This is a genomic window from Pseudomonadota bacterium (genome assembly GCA_030859565.1).
Classification (GTDB): domain Bacteria; phylum Pseudomonadota; class Gammaproteobacteria; order JACCXJ01; family JACCXJ01; genus USCg-Taylor.
The window spans coordinates 1-16,297 of record JALZJW010000087.1 but is presented as its reverse complement, the minus strand read 5'-3'; the positions used below and the strand labels follow the sequence as shown (position 1 = coordinate 16,297).

General features: G+C 62.6%; 14 protein-coding genes and 2 pseudogenes. 6 read left to right on the top strand and 10 right to left on the bottom strand.

Going from position 1 to position 16,297, the window contains the following annotated elements; translation table 11 throughout:
* A partial coding sequence (locus tag M3436_13280; GenBank protein ID MDQ3565060.1) for a hypothetical protein occupies window positions 1-212 on the top strand: 212 nt, incomplete at its 5' end.
* A gap of 60 nt (window positions 213-272) precedes the next feature.
* Here the strand turns inward: M3436_13280 and M3436_13275 are convergent.
* Both M3436_13275 and M3436_13270 read right to left on the bottom strand, forming a co-directional pair.
* A pseudogene (locus M3436_13275) lies at window positions 273-370 on the bottom strand (type II toxin-antitoxin system HicB family antitoxin).
* Window positions 371-681: 311 nt separating this feature from the next.
* Entirely contained in the window at window positions 682-1,590 is a 909-nt protein-coding gene (locus M3436_13270; GenBank protein ID MDQ3565059.1) for a phosphoribosylaminoimidazolesuccinocarboxamide synthase, read from the bottom strand.
* 300 nt (window positions 1,591-1,890) lie between these two features.
* On the opposite strand from M3436_13270, the gene M3436_13265 reads away from it, so the two are divergent.
* The gene (locus M3436_13265) at window positions 1,891-2,289 is read left to right on the top strand and encodes a VOC family protein (protein ID MDQ3565058.1); all 399 of its coding nucleotides are present in this window, start codon (window positions 1,891-1,893) and stop codon (window positions 2,287-2,289) included.
* A gap of 14 nt (window positions 2,290-2,303) precedes the next feature.
* Here the strand turns inward: M3436_13265 and M3436_13260 are convergent, their stop codons facing one another.
* The 5 genes from M3436_13260 to M3436_13240 form a co-directional block, all read right to left on the bottom strand.
* Window positions 2,304-3,548, bottom strand: a complete 1,245-nt coding sequence (locus M3436_13260; GenBank protein ID MDQ3565057.1) for a UbiH/UbiF/VisC/COQ6 family ubiquinone biosynthesis hydroxylase — start codon at window positions 3,546-3,548, stop codon at window positions 2,304-2,306.
* The gene (locus M3436_13255) at window positions 3,545-3,763 is read right to left on the bottom strand and encodes a hypothetical protein (GenBank protein ID MDQ3565056.1); all 219 of its coding nucleotides are present in this window, start codon (window positions 3,761-3,763) and stop codon (window positions 3,545-3,547) included. The genes M3436_13260 and M3436_13255 overlap by 4 nt, the downstream gene beginning before the upstream one ends.
* A 297-nt stretch (window positions 3,764-4,060) precedes the next feature.
* On the bottom strand, window positions 4,061-4,234 hold the full coding sequence (locus M3436_13250; GenBank protein MDQ3565055.1) for a hypothetical protein: 174 nt from the start codon (window positions 4,232-4,234) through the stop codon (window positions 4,061-4,063).
* 90 nt (window positions 4,235-4,324) lie between these two features.
* On the bottom strand, window positions 4,325-5,500 hold the full coding sequence (locus M3436_13245; protein ID MDQ3565054.1) for an ATP-binding protein: 1,176 nt from the start codon (window positions 5,498-5,500) through the stop codon (window positions 4,325-4,327).
* A 612-nt stretch (window positions 5,501-6,112) separates the two neighbouring features.
* Window positions 6,113-7,279, bottom strand: coding sequence for a hypothetical protein (locus M3436_13240; protein MDQ3565053.1), 1,167 nt, complete (start codon window positions 7,277-7,279; stop codon window positions 6,113-6,115).
* Between the two features lie 712 nt (window positions 7,280-7,991).
* Here M3436_13240 and M3436_13235 point away from each other — a divergent pair.
* Window positions 7,992-8,375, top strand: coding sequence for a transposase (locus M3436_13235; protein MDQ3565052.1), 384 nt, complete (start codon window positions 7,992-7,994; stop codon window positions 8,373-8,375).
* Between the two features lie 1,338 nt (window positions 8,376-9,713).
* Here the strand turns inward: M3436_13235 and M3436_13230 are convergent.
* Window positions 9,714-10,106 (bottom strand): hypothetical protein, encoded by a 393-nt coding sequence (locus M3436_13230; protein MDQ3565051.1) that lies wholly within the window; start codon window positions 10,104-10,106, stop codon window positions 9,714-9,716.
* Between the two features lie 61 nt (window positions 10,107-10,167).
* On the opposite strand from M3436_13230, the gene M3436_13225 reads away from it, so the two are divergent.
* From M3436_13225 to M3436_13215, 3 genes are all read left to right on the top strand, one after another.
* Complete coding sequence (locus M3436_13225) at window positions 10,168-10,407, top strand: hypothetical protein (GenBank protein ID MDQ3565050.1); 240 nt, start codon at window positions 10,168-10,170, stop codon at window positions 10,405-10,407.
* Between the two features lie 622 nt (window positions 10,408-11,029).
* Window positions 11,030-13,765, top strand: coding sequence for a hypothetical protein (locus tag M3436_13220; protein MDQ3565049.1), 2,736 nt, complete (start codon window positions 11,030-11,032; stop codon window positions 13,763-13,765).
* Between the two features lie 127 nt (window positions 13,766-13,892).
* A complete protein-coding gene (locus M3436_13215; GenBank protein ID MDQ3565048.1) occupies window positions 13,893-14,450 on the top strand; it encodes a transposase in 558 nt (185 codons plus the stop codon).
* Window positions 14,451-14,996: 546 nt separating this feature from the next.
* Here M3436_13215 and M3436_13210 read toward each other — a convergent pair.
* Window positions 14,997-15,306, bottom strand: a pseudogene (locus tag M3436_13210) (patatin-like phospholipase family protein).
* A 22-nt stretch (window positions 15,307-15,328) separates the two neighbouring features.
* Window positions 15,329-16,129 (bottom strand): 3-hydroxybutyrate dehydrogenase, encoded by an 801-nt coding sequence (locus tag M3436_13205; GenBank protein ID MDQ3565047.1) that lies wholly within the window; start codon window positions 16,127-16,129, stop codon window positions 15,329-15,331.
* Window positions 16,130-16,297: the final 168 nt, after the last annotated feature.

Genomic DNA, 16,297 nt, shown 5'->3' with positions numbered 1-16,297 from the left:
GGCCAGTACCAGCCAGTACCAGGAGTTGGGCGACAGGGCTCCTCGAGACCATGGTCAGGACCTGGCCCGGCGGCGCGACTCCCCTGCTCTTCTTCGGTCTCGACCTCGCCATGAGTCCTTATATCGACCGCCCGATCACCGAGTGGGAGGCTGTGTTCTTGCCGATGGAGGTCGACGGCAAATTGACGAAGCTCGAGATCGGGGAGACGTGACCTGCCCACGCGTTAGGCAACCGCAACGTTCTGAACCCCAGCAACCCTGGTTCAGTTCATCAGGGTTGTCCCTTGCGAGTGTGCACCTGGAAAACCGGGAACAAATCCAACGAACACGTATGCGGGTCACGCTCAATTACTGCGGAATAAACCTTCATTGCGTGTTTCCTCTTGTTGCCTTCAAAGGGATTATCAGACTGCGGATAACGTCATGCAACTCGTAAGGCCCAACGAACAAACTTACAGACATTTATCCGTCATGTTGGACAGCGCACGGCGGATAACTGCTTATTTGTTAGGCGGAACCAGGGACGGGTTTCGCCGAATGACTCTACTGGCCAACGGATCAGCCCGTGGGTAACGGCCCTGCGGCGCGCCGATCCGCAACGCTCTACCGCGTTCATGACACGCGGCTTACAGATCGTTCCCCGGGTTCGGGCGCGCTTCACCCAGGCTGCCCGCCGCTAAATTACGTCGCCGCCCCGTCGATGAGCCGCGACTGCGCCTCGCGGTATTTGGCTGCGGTCTTTTCGATGATCTCGCGAGGCAACCGCGGCGCGGGCGGTTTCTTGTCCCAGGCCAGCGTCTCGAGGTAATCGCGCACGAACTGTTTGTCGAAGCTCGGCGGGCTCTGGCCCAGCGCGTAGGAATCGGCCGGCCAAAAGCGCGAGGAATCGGGCGTCAGCGCCTCATCGATGAGAACCAGATCCCCCTCCGCGTCGAGCCCGAACTCGAATTTGGTATCGGCGATGATGATCCCGCGCCCGCGCGCGTAGTCCGCGGCGTGCGCGTATAGCCCGATGGAAACCTCGCGCACGCGCTCGGCAAGCTCCGCGCCGATGAGATCCGCGGCCTCGTCAAAGCTGATATTCTCATCGTGCCGGCCGAGCTCCGCCTTGGTCGATGGGGTGAAGATCGGCTCCGGCAAGCGCTCGGCCTGCCGCAACCCCGGCGGTAAGGCGATGCCGCACACGGCGCCGGTTTTCTGATAATCCTTCCATCCCGAACCGATGAGGTAGCCTCTCACGATGGCCTCGACCGGCAAGGGCTTCAGCCGCCGGACCACGAGCGCACGGCCTTCGAGCGCGCCGCGTTCGCTCGGGTCGTCCAAGACCGCATCCAGTGGTAGGGATGCGAGGTGATGGACGACGATGTGCCGCGTGCGGTCAAACCAGAAGCGCGATAGGGCCGTCAGCACCGTGCCTTTCCCGGGGATGGGATCGGGCAGGACGACATCGAAGGCCGAGATCCGGTCCGTGGTCACGATCAAGAGATGGGCGTCGCCCACCGCGTAAATATCCCGAACCTTGCCGCGCCCGATGAGCGGCAACGCTTCGAGATTGGTTTCATAAAGTGTCTCCGGTATTTGACTGTTCATGCATGCTCTCCTATTAATCCTAAACCGCGATTCGCTGTCGGTTACTCGTAACGTGTCAACTGGAGAATGCTAGATTGGTTACACGAGTGGCCCTGGCATCCAATCAATTTCGTCATGCCGGCAGGGAATGCCGGCATCCAGGACGCAGGACGCATCCTGCCCCTGGCAACTGGATTCCCCGGAATGACAGTTCGGAGGTTATCGTAGATACTGTTGTGTTACGGCGAACGTGGCTTTTCAAAATAACGTTGACTCAAGGCTTCGCCATACTGATACAGCATAATAAGCTCATCGAGTAGCATGAAAATACCTGCGCCCATCAAAGGACTTCGGCATGTGGCCCTCAATGTCGTCAAGCTTGAAGCTTGCGAATCCTTTTACGCCGCGTCGCTCGGCATGGCCGTCGAATGGCGTCCGGATAAGGATAACGTCTATCTCTCCTCGGGGAACGACAACCTGGCCTTGCATCGCGCCGCCGCGGGCCAGGTCCCCGCCGGACCCCAGCGCCTCGACCATATCGGGTTCCTTCTCGACGCGCCGGAAGCCGTCGATGCCTGGCACAAGCATTTGCAGACCCAGGGCGTGCCCATCAAACACCCGCCGCGCACACACCGCGACGGGACGCGGAGTTTCTATTGCGAGGACCCGGACGGAAACCTGGTGCAGATGATCTACCATCCTCCGATTGCGAGTCGCTGAGCCCATGGCGCACGTCACCAGCGCCCCGTCAGGGCGAGCCGCGGTAAATCACCCTCGATGCCCATCGCTCGGCGGATGATCCGCCGTTTCACCGGCCCCGCGATATTGGCGAGCGTGAGCCCCGCGTTGCGCATGATCCGCAGCGGTAATGCGCCCGAGCCGAACAGTTCGTTGAAACCGTCTAGCAGCCACATCATGGCGAGATTCTCGCCCTTGCGCCAGCGCTCGTAACGCCTGAGCACGCGCAGCGCTCCGATATCCTGGCGCGCGGCCTTGGCATCGAGTATGACTTCGGCCAGTGTCGCGGCGTCCATCAAGCCGAGATTGGCCCCCAGACCTGCGAGCGGATGAATACGGTGCGCCGCATCGCCGATCAAGGCCAAACGTGGTTCGACGTAGCGCTCGGCATGGGCGCGGCTGAGCGGAAAGGCGCGCCGCGGCCCGCTGTCCGCCACGGTTCCGAGCGCTTCGCCGATTCCGCCTTCGAGCGCGTGGCGGAACTCGGCATCACTCATGCCGATTAGCCTTTGCGCTTCGGCGTGCGGTAACGACCAGACGATGGCGCAGCGATTTGGGTCGGCCAAGGGCAGGAACGCCAGCGGGCCACCCCCTAGAAAGCGTTGCCGCGCCGTGTCGCCATGCGGCCGTTCGGTCACGGCCGTACAGGCGAGCGCCGTCTGGCGGTAATCATGCACGCATAGAGCGATCCCCGCCAAGGTCCTCACGGTCGACTCCCCGCCATCGGCCCCGACCAATAGATTCGGGCGCAACTGCGATCCGTCCGCCAGCACGATTCGCAGTTTATCCTGGCCTCTCACAAACGTCTGTAAGCCGCTGCCGCGGTATGTGCTCACTAGGGGTAGATGCCGCAACACCCTATCCAGAGCGGCCTCGATCACCTGGCTGCGAACAATGTGCCCGAGCAGCGGCTCGCCCACCTCGGCGCTATCGAAACGAATGCGGCCCTCCCCACCCGCGTCCCAGACCTGCATCTCACGAAACACGCCGGGCCGTTCGGCAATGATATGCTGCCAGGCGCCGACGGCGCGCAGCACCTGCTCGGAGGCCCGGGTCAAAGCCAGCACGCGGGCATCGTTATTGTCATCACCGGTTCCCGCCGAGGATGTCTCGCTGCTCTCGACGAGCGCGACCCTTAATCCGGCCGCCCCCAGGATCGCCGCCAGGGTTCCGCCGATCACACCCCCGCCGATGACGGCGACCTCGAAATCCGCATCGCGATCCCCTAGCCTAGCGCTCACAGCGGTATGCCCCGTCCGAGCCGCGGCAAAGGCCCGCCGAAACCCATGGCCCGCCGCAGCAGTGCGCGTTTGAGGGCCGGGATCATGTCGATCGGTAAGAGCGCGACGGGTCCGGACGGGCTAAAGCGCTCGTAGGCGGTATTGTCATGCGGCGCGGCAAAGGACACGTTCGCGACCACGGCGCTCTGGCGGTAATCAAACTCGCGGCTGCGCACCCAAGGAGCGTGCGTGTGTTCGAGTCACCCCGTCGGCGGCGACTAAGAGCCGTGCGCTTAAGCCGCGCTCGATCCCGGCTGCGACCACCCTCGCTAGCATATGCTGAGGCTCCAGGGCCGGACCACGCTCATCGACGCAAAAGAAACAATTCAACGCCACATTTCAAACGATTTGATTGGCGACAGTATACCGATAGATTTCACCTCTGGAGCGGGGCCACTCGCGCCCTCCAGTTGCAGGTCTGTCCCCTAATCCCTCTGCCGTACGGAGGCGATCAGCCTCATCGTAACTCGGCATCACTGCAAGCTCAATGGGGCGTGCAGCTCATCGAATTCGGTATGAACGCCCTGATCGTCGCGCACTAGCAACCCGGCCGTGACCAAGGCGTCCACATTCTCATGGACCCGCTTGTAGTCTCGGCCCAGGTGCCGCGCCAAGGCGGCGACGGATGGATGGGGGGACCGGCGCACAGTGTAGGAAAAACCGGGGGCAAGGAGCGGCCCGCGGAGGGCCGGACCTCCCGGTCCTACGTGCTAGGCCCTCCGCTTCAGTTAATTCAGTTACAGCTCCTCGATGAATTCCCGCCATGGTAGCGCCCGCACGCCCGGCGCCACGGCAGGCATACGGGTACCGGACCTCGGCGCCTGGTGGACGAGCACCATATCCACCGTGGTCCCCGTGCCGCGCTTCTCTTTCAGCGCCCCGACCAGCCGCTGCATCGGCGCGGCCATCGCCGGCGTGACCGTGCGGCCGGCCTTGCACTCTACCAGCCGAAGAGAGCCTCCGCGTCCCGGCACCAGGAAGTCCACCTCCAGTCCTTGCGCATCCCGGAAGTAGTAGATCTCCCGGCGTGCCCCGGCGTTGGCTTGGTGCTTGATGATCTCCGAGGCGACGAAGCCCTCGAACAGCGTGCCCAGGAACGGCGACTTGGCCAGCTCGGCGGCGGTGTCGATGCCCAGCAAATGGCAGGCAAGGCCGGAATCGGCGACGTACACCTTCGGCGACTTGATCAGCCGCTTGCCGAGGTTCTCGTAGAATGGGGGCAGGATTAGGACCTGCGCGGTCGTCTCCAGCACGCCGAGCCATTGCGTGATCGTGGGTACGCTGACGGCAATCGCCGCGGCCAGATCGCTCTTGTTCAGCACCTGCCCGTGGCGGCTCCCTAGCCAAGCCAGAAAACGCCGGAAGGTCGCGAGATCCTTCACCGCGGTGACGGCCCGGACATCGCGCTCCAGGTAGGTCTGCAGGTAAGAGCTAAACCACAACCGCGCATCGCTCGGTCGCGCTACGGGCTCGGGATAGCCCCCGTGCAGCAACGTGACCCTCGGCGTCTCGCGTGTGGACAGCGGGAGCAACTGGAATACCGCCGCGCGGCCCGCCATGGACTCCGACACCCCCTGCATGAGCGGCGCCTCCTGCGAGCAAGTGAGCAGCCACTGGCCGGCGCGGCGCGGCTCCCGGTCGATGCGGGCGCGGACGAATGCGAACACCTCCGGCACGTTCTGCATCTCATCGAGGATCGCGGGCGTCTTCACGGCATCGAGAAACCCCTGCGGATCGGCCCGCAGCCGCGCCACGATATCGGGGTCTTCTAGCAGGAAGTAGCTGGCCTTCGGGAACAGGCGTCGCAAGAGCGATGTCTTTCCGGTCCGGCGTGGACCGGTCAGGATGATTGCCGGGAAGCCCCTGACCGCCCGCGGCACCTGCCCTTCCAACTCCCGCCGGACATATCGCATATATGATAATTCTAAAGTTGCACTTTAGAATTATCAATACCTATTCAACCAGCAAGCGTAAATATGGACTCCACCCGGTTTGCAAGGTGAGGAGCGATGATGGCTTGTAAGGAAGACTGCACGTACGCAGCTATAAGTGAAGCCGGAATCGTTCCCGAACCGGCCCGCGCAGCCCTTGGGGCGGTAGGTGCAGCAGCCGGGTCTGTGCCGTCCATCACCAGCTCCATGCAGGGGTCGGACGGCGGGTCGCACGTCTCCGACGTGTAGACGCAGAAGTCGGGGCCAAATTCGTCGCATTGAGTTCCAACCTGGCATGTGCTGGGGTTCCGGCCTACGCAATCGATAGGCCTAACCGCGTTACAGTTTACGGGGCTACTACTTTGGGCGCTGCAGTGAATGAGGGCGCACCCACCGAAAAAAAGCGAAAGGGGTCGGTGACAACTGGCAAGTATTCTCACTGCCGTTGTGCTGTGGTAGATTTCTTGCCCACAATGGAATGTGCAGCCTCAAGACAAGGCGCCCCCGCCGCGAGCGATAAGCGCTTCGGGGCGCCGCGCGGCGGCCGCAGCTGTTCGCGCTCCGCCGCGGCGGCGAGCGCCATCGCCCAGGCGGTCAGGGCGCCAAAATCACACCCCACATGAAGTCGAACTGCAGCGATCCCTCGAGCACAGCGGGAATCGGCTCGCCGGTCGGGTTGTACGGCAGCATCGCCGTGGCCGCGGGGGTCGGCTGGCCGTTCTTCCCGAACGACGCGTACACATGGCAGGCGATGCAGGAGGAAGCCGCGACGGTACCGTTGCCCACGATGCGTTCGATCACAGAGTTGCCCAGCACGTAAGGCGTGCGGTCCGCAGCGGCGTAGTCGACCTGCGTCGACTTCATGCAGTAGTTCGCCCACACCGGCGACAGCTTGGCCTCGCTCATCAGGGTCTTCAGCGCCGGCGTCTTCTTGCACGCGCCGTACTGCGTGTTGATGGCCTGTTTGTTCGGCGCGACGGCCGCGACTTGCGCACCGAAGGTGTCGAAACAGCCGATCTGGTCGCAACGGCCCGGGCTCATCTGGTGCTCGAACGTGCCCCAGACCCAGTTCGCGTTCTGCCGACTGCTGACGTGCAGCGACACCACCGCGTACTCCACCCCGTCGGACGTGTTGGTGTAGTAGAGCTTGCGGATGTTGTCGACGCTGCCGAGCGCGGGAATCCACTGCAGCAGCGTCTGCACCGGAACCCAGTCGCCCTTGACTGCGATCGCCGACGTCGGCATCGCAACCTTGAACGATTTCGCGTAGGCGGCTGCCAGCCCAGCCTGCGTGTTGAGCTTGTTCTCGACGATGTAGTCGAACTGCGGGCGATTGCGCTTGACCTCCTCGGCGATGCAGGGCGCAGGCGTACCCGTGGTCGGGAATCCGCCCACGGCGGCATTCCCCGGCGGCTTGCAGGGGACATCCACCGGGTCGCCGTGCGTCGCGGTCATCGCGCGGAGCACGCTCGCCTGCAGCTTTTTCGGCGCGCCCGGGTCGGGCCAGCGCGGCGTCTTCGAGAACGTGTCGGCGTCCGAGGCCCAGGTTTCGAACACGACCGGCGAGGCCTTCGATTCGTCCACCGGTGCTGTGAACTGCGTGAACAGCCGCCAGATGAACTCGTCGGAGTTCTGCGTCGTCCCGTCCACGGCACCCGCACGCGCCGGCACCGCCACGACGACTATGTCTGCGGCCTGTGGCAGCGCGACCGACGCGGCCAGCAACACACCCGCGATGACAGCAAGCGCAAATCGGGTCATGACACACCTCCCCGTGTTGTGTTGTCCGAGCGACCACGCATCGACGACGCGAGAACCGACGGATCGGAACCCCGCCGGCACGGCGCCGCTGCATCGAGCACTTCCCTACCCCTGATCCGATGAAGGGTAGGACATTCAACGCGGTTTCGCAAGCGTAGTGCCTTCTCGTTGGGGGCGGGGGAGTGATTGGGCGGGTCGAAGTCCTCCTCCCGGTGGGGCGGCCCGCGGGCAGAGGCGATCGGGGGTGGCGTTGTGGTCTCGCCGAGGGTGTTCGAGGATGCGCTTAAGGGAACCGACCTCCGTAACGAAGGCGATGATCCTCATCGGCTCGCCACAGCGGGGGCAGAGGATTGGGAAGATTTCATAGATCCGTGCGAGCAGCATCGCCCAGAGGTAGCTGGCACGGGGACGTGGTTTGGCGTCGGGCTCCTCTCGCGCTTCGGTAGCCGTTTGGAGGGGCGCGCCCGCACGCCCCAAGGACGGTCGCGCCACGGGGAGGCCGGCCCGTGCGGTCACGGCCGCCCGGAGTGGAGCATTGGGCGCCAAGACGCCATGATACCGATGACGGTGGCGCCGCGGGGGCGGGATGAGCAGGGCCACCCTCTCCAGCCACTCCAGCGGGGTGAGGCTGAGGGTGGTCTGCCCATCCGGCCTGGGTTTAGGGAGATGATAGAGAAGGCGCTGGCCCCGGCGTCACAGTGCCGGTCATGTCGTGCTGCAACTCAAAAGCCCGTACAACGACGGTACCACCCATATCGTGATGTCGCCGCTGGAGTTCATGCAACGCCTGGCCGTGCTCGTGCCCCGTCCAAGGCCCCATCTCATTCGCTTCCATGGCGTGCTCGCGCCCAACGCCAAGCTGCGTGCCGAGATCATTCCATCCTCGGGGCGCCAAGCAGGCAATCTCCCTGTGCCTGGCTCTCCGGGCGGGCCGGTCAACGCGACTGACACCTCAGATGATCACGGTGACACACCACATCCATCGGCGCCGACCCGCATCAGCTGGGCCTCCGGTTGCTCAAACGAGTGTTCGAGATCGACATCGAGCAGTGCCCCCAGTGTGCCGGCGCTTTTAACGCTGGCGCTGATATCGTGAAGATGCAGGCCGACGACGGCCTGGAGATGTATCACAAACCGTTCGCGGGGTACGCGAAAAACCTGGGGATGAAAACAGCGTTGACTGTGCGGTCCGCTGGACCATATCCGGACTGGCCTGATTACCTCAAGGTCGGGAGCGGTGAATGTCTGAATACAGCGATCATTGAAGCGGTAAAGGCCGACGGAAGACCGTGGATCATATCAACAGGCGGAACCACTGTAGAGCAATACATCCGTATCCGCGATCATGGGCCGACTATTATCTGTGAATGCACAAGTGCGTATCCGAGTGAGCTAGCGAGATACGGCTAGGCTTTTTCAGTCGCGCGAATATCGGTGGATACTCGGATCACATGCAGTCACATTATATGGCGCTTGCTGCCATCGCTATCGGCGCCGTGTACATCGAGAAGCACCTGAGTTTGTCTCCATTTGCCGACGGAGCCAATCACTCAAGCTCGATAGGTCCGTATGAGTTTCGCGATATGGTAAGTGAAGGCCGATCTATTCACGAAGCGCTATCGCACACAGCTAAGGCAGTGCTGCCAAGGGAGGTAACCACTGGTAAGCTCTCTGAGTATCGGGTGAGATATCAAACCTGGAACAATATTTGACTGTTCCTTTGGCGTAACTATACATGGAGAAGGTTTATGAAATGGCAATGGATTATTATAGCTGCGTCGATAGCAGCGTTACCTCACGCAGCAATCGCAGATTGGTCGCGAGTGGACAAGACCGCCAATAGCAGTATGTACTTGTGGTATCCGGTCAAGACGAAATTTCCGTATGTTTATCCGATTATAGCGACTAGGTTTAAGCCGGCGATTGCGGTTCCGGGCTGGGAGTACGACGCAAAGTCCAATCGTATGAAAGCCATCACGGATTGTAGAACCGGGCGGACCAAGGTTACCGTCGCGTATTACTATACTGGGTCGGCCCATACCGGCAGCAAGATAAAGGTAAAGTCGTTCACGCTCAGGAACGGTCTCAAAGTGCGTGTAGGACGGTGGTATGCGTACGATAAATTCCCCAGCACTACACGAAAATTGATTAATTTGGTGTGTTTTTGATGAACGTCCAGTGCGTCATACCAGCCAAGCGCGACTCTCGTCGTTGCGTGAATAAGAACCACCGAGAGTTCGCGCATGGGTTGTCTCTCACGGACTAGCGGTCCAGTTCGCGCTGGATTGCGGCGGTCGGGTGATGGTCGTTGCGGACGGACATACGCACCCTGATGATGTGGTAGTCACGCCATACCCTACGTGGAATGGTGGCGGGAATGTAGAGATCGATAACTCTGTAGATATCTGGCGGTACGCCGTATCGCCAGGGGGCCTTACTGCGCTGATTGAGCCTCGTGTTGGAGACGGGGCGCGATCCCTCTATTTAGAGGGGCCGTGGCTGTGTCAACGAGCAGGGCCTTAGCCTCCATGCCGAGGTCTGCTGCGCCGCCCATCAGCGCAAGAAACTCGAACACTTGTGCCGATACATTACCCGTCCAGCCATTGCCAACAAACGCCTCAAACGCAATAGTGCCGGTCATGTCGTGCTGCAACTCAAAAGCCCGTACAACGACGGTACCACCCATATCGTGATGTCGCCGCTGGAGTTCATGCAACGCCTGGCCGTGCTCGTGCCCCGTCCAAGGCCCCATCTCATTCGCTTCCATGGCGTGCTCGCGCCCAACGCCAAGCTGCGTGCCGAGATCATTCCATCCTCGGGGCGCCAAGCAGGCAATCTCCCTGTGCCTGGCTCTCCGGGCGGGCCGGTCAACGCGACTGACACCTTAGATGATCACGGTGACACACCACATCCAATCGGCGCCGACCCGCATCAGCTGGGCCCGGTTACTCAAGCGGGTGTTCGATATCGATATTGAGCACTGCCCCCACTGCGGCGGCCCTTTGAAGATCATCGCCGCCATCGAAGACCCCGCGGTGATCGGCAAGATCCTTTCCCATCTCAGCTTGCCCATCCGTGCACCACCCCGATCGCCGGCGCGGCTATTCGATCGACTCCAAATAGCCTGATCCCAAACCGACACCCGATTCGCTCCGGTTCAGCTCCCCGAGCCGACAACGCCCCTTGGTTCTCACGCGCCCGAGACGCCAAAACGCTCCGAAACATGGCGCCTCGGGCCGATGAAGAGCCCGAAAAGTCCCCCATTCCGGGCCGAGGGCTCGATTGTTTGACGACTCACTAGCTCAGCAGTACTGTCCCACTTGACGAAAAAGGGCGAATGTACTTTGTCAAATGCAAAGAAGTCACGAAGAAAGAATCTATACCCAGGGGGCTCGCCGATGATTCAGGGTCACACGCGCAGGCGGTCTGCGATCGATCGAATCGGCCCCGTGTGGGCGGCCTTTCTGCTTGCTTGGATCGTCGGGTTCCTCCCCGCGCCGGCCCACGGGGTCGGCGGACAGTTCGGCGTCGAGTTCGCGATCGACGCCCCGTGGCGCTTGGAGCCTTCCGGAGGCTCCTATGGGCCGATCCCGATCTCCATCACTTTCCACGACGCGGTCTTCGAGGGCGCGCGCTCGAACATGGGTGAAATGGTCGTGTCCGAGATCCTGGTCGGGAGGTTCAAGGAAGTCCACCGTCGAGGAGCGGCTGCAGAGTCAGTCGCACGTGACGACCATCCCTGTCGAACAGATGAGAGAAATCGAGCGCAAGCTCCTGGTCTCGACGAAGGACAGGGAGCCCCCGCACGACGTTTGTCGGCCCTATCTCGGTGAGGACTGTACCCCCATCCTCGACATCACTGATTCGCACGAGTGGCATGCAACGCTCTGGTACACGCCGAAGGCCGCCGTCACTCCCGGGCGCAACATCCACTTGGTGGTCGCGGTCAAGACGGAGACTTCGGGCGGACGGCTCGAATGGGTGAATTCGCTCGTCGTCCACGCCGGGGACGCGCCGCTGCCGCGGTTCGGTAAGAGCTGGCTGTACGGCGATCTGCACTATCACTCGCAGATGACCGACAACGAGGGCGAGTCGGGGTATTCCTACCGCAACGTGATCCGCGCACTCGGCGCGATGGGCATGGACTTCGTCTTCGCCACCGACCACGCCTCGAACAGCGAGCAGGTCGACGGCGGCCTGGTGATCTATCGCTGCGGTCGCGAAGAGGGGCCTCGCTGTCCTTTCACGCAACGCAACAAGAAGTGTGACGACGCCGGGAACAAGTGCCTGGCCTTCTCGATGAAGGAAGCGAGGGACCTGAATCGAATCCGCTTCGGCGCCGCGAAAGACATCCTCTACGGCCCGAGCGGCGTGAACGCGTCGATCGCCGGCGAGGCGAACACCAACGGTCTCGCGCGCTATCGCGCGGAAGGGATCCTGCCGCAGATCTACATGGGCGAAGAGGTGGACTCGTGGCCTGAGCTCTCCGTGGCCGAGAAGGAGGCCGGAGCCGTGAAGTATGGCAACGGGCTCGGCTACTTCTTCGTCGATGCCGAGTTTCAATCCTATACCAACGACGGCCAGCCGACCTACCTGGCATTCGACCCGCAAGGCATTCCCGTCGCGGAGGAGGTCAAAAATTGGGTGGGAGAAAATCTGCCGGGGTTGCTCGGCTCCGAAGCCGTCCAGGATGCGGTGGCATTTTTCGCGCCCGATGGCATGAAGATGGAGCCGTCGCGCCAGCATCTCGTCTACTTCCCGAAGAGCAACGACACGTCGTCGGACGGCTTCATCGGCAGTGACAGCAGAGTGTTCGGTGGCGCGAGCAAGCCGATCGGCGACGTCGTCGCCGAGGTCGAGGGAGGCGGCTACGCTTTCCTCGCGCATCCCCTGACCTCCTCCGGCCCGAGCGGCGCGGGACCGGATATCGTGCCCTATTCCGAGGTCTCGCTCGGCCGCGCGTGGAAGTCCGAGGCGATCCTCGGCTTGCAGATCTGGAACGAGGACGACGAGGAGTTCGCGCGGCCCCAGGGCGGCGGCTGCGACGCGCTCGACGACTCGAATGGCCGATACCTGTACCGATTGCCGTTCCGGCAGACCAAGTTCCCGTGGACGTGGCTCGGCGGTGGCGGCAAGGGCACCGTCGTCGTGCCGAGGCAGCTCGCGCATGGCGCCTTCACTTGGGATCGCTTCCTGCGGAAGGGTCTGAAGCCGGAGGAAACCGCGCCGCTCACGTGGCTGCACAAGGGCTTGCCGCGAAAGTGGTTCATGGGCGGCGGCTCGGATTCTCACGGCGACCTCAACTACCGGCGCCAAGGCGTGCCTTCGCTCGACCGCTGGTGCGATTCCCCGGTCACCGACACCGCGATCGGCAGGCCTCGGAACCTCGTTCTCGTGTCGACGCCGCCGACCGGCGGAAGGTACTCCAACCGCCAGGTGATCGACGCTCTTCGCGGCGGTCAGTTCAGCGTCACGAACGGCCCGGCGCTGCGCATCGGGATCGACAAGAACGGCAACGGCAAGATGGACGACGTCGATCTGCAGATGGGCGCGACCTTCGAAATGTTCCCCGGCGAGCACGTGCCTCTGCTGGTCGAATGGAAATCGACGCCGGAATTCGGTCCCATCGAGGAGATCGACGTCTACGTCGGGAACGCGCTCGTCACGTTCGCCGTGGACAAGCACGGTCCGACCCACCTGACGCTCGCGCATGACCCGGCAGCGTATCAGCCCGACCCGTCGGGCGTTCTCCGGATCAAGCCCTCCGGTGGGCTGGCAATGGCGGGCGTCGCCAACCTCTATCTGAGCCCGAGCCAGTTCGGCCTCGTGGCGGAGGGCAACCCGCTCTTCTACGTGCGCGCGTACGCGCGCACGATCCTCGCTCCGTTCGGCGGCGTGAACAGCGCCACCGGATACGTAGAGCCTTGCCCGGCGGGTGCGCGTTGCAAGGTGGGCCACGCCTTCGCGAATCCGATCTGGGGCCGTTATCACGCGACTTGCCCGCAGACGGGCCCGGCCCAGACGCAGGATTCGGGCACGGTCGGCGTCGGCGGAATCGGCAGCAAGGCGGGCGGGGGCGCACACGTCAAGCCGACCGTGCTCGATCAAGCTTCGCTCCGGACGTCGTCGCGGGATCAGGATGGCAACGCAGTCCCGGACACATGCGAGCGCGACATTCCCGACCCCTGTCCCGCCGCCGGTACGCCGATCGGGTCGCACGCGGACATCGATCTCGTGTTCACGCAGGAGGGAGCCTCGACAACCCCGCCGGCGAAATCACCTCCCCCGCGCTCCTGCCAGATCCTCGCAGGGGCTGCGCAGCCAGTCGGCAGCAAAGCGGCGGGCGGCGCGGCGGTCGACGCTTCGTCTTCTCCGAAGAAGACCATTCCTGCGGAAACCCTGCCGGAGCTACAGCCGGCACCGCGGCGACAACAACTGGAGCCGGAAGACCTTCCGGTCAAAGGAAAGGGCCGGCGAGCGAGGTAGCTCGCCCCTCCGTGGTGCGCTTCGTCTGCGGCGCGGTCTTCGGGACCGCCGTCGGCTTCGGCGCCTGGGTTCATTCGTTCCCGGAAGCGGCGCTCGCGACCGGGCCGTCATCGTCGCGAGCGCCGCGGTGGCGTTCGGCTTGCTCGCGGCCTATCTCGGAGACCGATTCTGGACGCGGAGTAAAAGGGGACGCACACCTTTTCTAAGGATGCTATTCTCGGCTCATGCTAAGAATTGCCCGTTCGGTGTTTACCGGTGCCCCGCGCCACATTGCTCAGCGCGGCACCGGCGCGAGGATGTTTTCTTTGACGAAGCGGACCGCGTAGCGTATCTGGGCTGGCTGGATGAATACTGCGCGGAATCCAAAGTCAAGGTATTGGCCTATTGCCTGATGACCAACCATGTCCATGTAGTGGCGGTTCCCGGAAGCGACCAGGCCTTGGAGCGTGTGTTCCGTCCTTTGCACACCCGATACGCGCAGCGCGTCAATCGTGCAAAGGGACGGCTTTTCTCCTCGGCCCTGGACGACACCTACCGGTGGGCGGTAATCCGATACGTGGAACGCAACCCTGCTCGCGCACGGAGGGTACGGCGGGCCGAGAATTACCCATCGTCGCGTGCGGCGGCCCATTGTGGTCTTAAAGTGGACAGGATTCTGACTGCTGATCCGGCGTGGATTGCGTAGCTTCAAGGGGTAGGCGACTGGTCCGCCTGGCTGGCGGAAGCAGATCAACCGCAGCAGCTGGACGTGTTGCGCCGCCAGGTCGAGAGAGGACTGCCGTGCTGGGATTGAGTTGGATGACTACGAGTCGCTTCGGGCTGTCAATGCCTGTGGAAACGTCCAAACGGTAGCGATAGCCGGGCGACTCGTCGCAAGATAGGATTTGGTAGTCTTTCGGCATAGCGCGAGCAACGCCTAACTAGAATTCGACACCAGTAGGTGTCTAACCCAATCAACGGATTGGTGCATAATCACGGCGGTCATCATATAACCACTTGATTGGGAACTTCACAACGCCAAGGAATGCACCCGAGGGCGTTTTTAGCACACCGCCGCCAACAAACCACGTCTGCTCGATCACGTGCGGGAGCGCCTGCGCTACCTCCATTTACAGTCTGCGCACCGAGCGGGCCTACGCGGACTGGATCAAGCGTTACAACGTCTATCGTGGACGGGGGCCTGGTCATTAAATATCAGTTTCTTATATTTCAAAACTTGACCCCTTTATTTTAGGTTCGAATTCCCGGTCAGCATGTCCCAGACCGAGCGTTTGAGCGGGCTCGCGAGGGCCGCTCGGCTGACAGCGGCCCAGAACGCCTCCAAGGCCCGCCGCCCACCCTCGCGCCCGCCCTCCTTACATACCGTCCGCGAGGACCGCGGCGTTCATCGCGCCGGCGCTCGTCCCGCTGATGGCCTCGATCTCGACGCGCTCATCTTCGAGAATCGTATCAAGCACGCCCCAGGTAAAGGCGCCGTGTGCCCCTCCGCCCTGGAGCGCGAGATTGATGAGTTTTGGCTTACCTGGGGTGTTTGTACTCACCGCGCCCCCTGTCCCAGGATCGCTAATGCGCGGTCCAGCCGCCGTCGACCGGAAGCGCCGCACCTGTGATCTGGGCCGCCGCATCGCTCGCTAGGAAGACTGACAATGCACCCAGGTCCTCCGGCTTGACGAATTGCTTGGTGGCTTGGGCCGCCAGCAGCACGTCTCGAATCACCGCCTCACGGCTAATGCCGCGCGCCTTAGCGGTGTCGTCGATCTGGCCCTCGACCAGCGGCGTGAACACATACCCCGGACAGATCGCGTTACAGGTGATCCCGTGCTCCGCGACTTCGAGCGCCACGGTCTTGGTGAGGCCGAGCAGCCCATGCTTCGCGGTGACATAAGCGGATTTGAAGGGCGAGGCCACGAGCGCGTGCGCCGAGCCGATGTTGATGATACGTCCCCAGCGCCGGGCCTTCATGGCCGGTAACAAAGCGCGAATCGCATGGAACGCCGAGGACAAGTTTATCGCCATGATGGCGTCCCATTTCTCCGGGGGAAAGTCTTCGATCGGCGCGACGTGCTGGATACCCGCGTTGTTCACTAAAATATCGACCGCGCCGAAGGCGGCGAGCGCCTGTTGCGCCATGCTGGCTATCTCACTCGGCTTGGACATATCGGCACCGTGATACAGTGCGCGGACGCCGCGCCCGGACTCGAGTCCCAGCCTCAGCTTCTCGATCTCATCCGCGTTTCCAAACCCGTTCAAGACGATATTGCAGCCCGCCTCGGCCAAGGCCTTGGCGATCGCAAGACCTATCCCACTCGTTGAGCCAGTCACGATCGCCGTTTTACCGTTCAACATAACAGTTCTCCCAGTCATGCCATTGTTCGGGTTGAGCTTGTCGTCGTTGCAGAGGGAAGTGCATCAACTGCACCCCGGACGATAGACTAGCAAGCAGCCTGCGCCGTGTGCAACAGGCTTTGGAGTGAGCTATCCTGTAAGGTCCATCGATAACGGCGTGTGCGCCGCCCAGGGGGAGAACAGCAT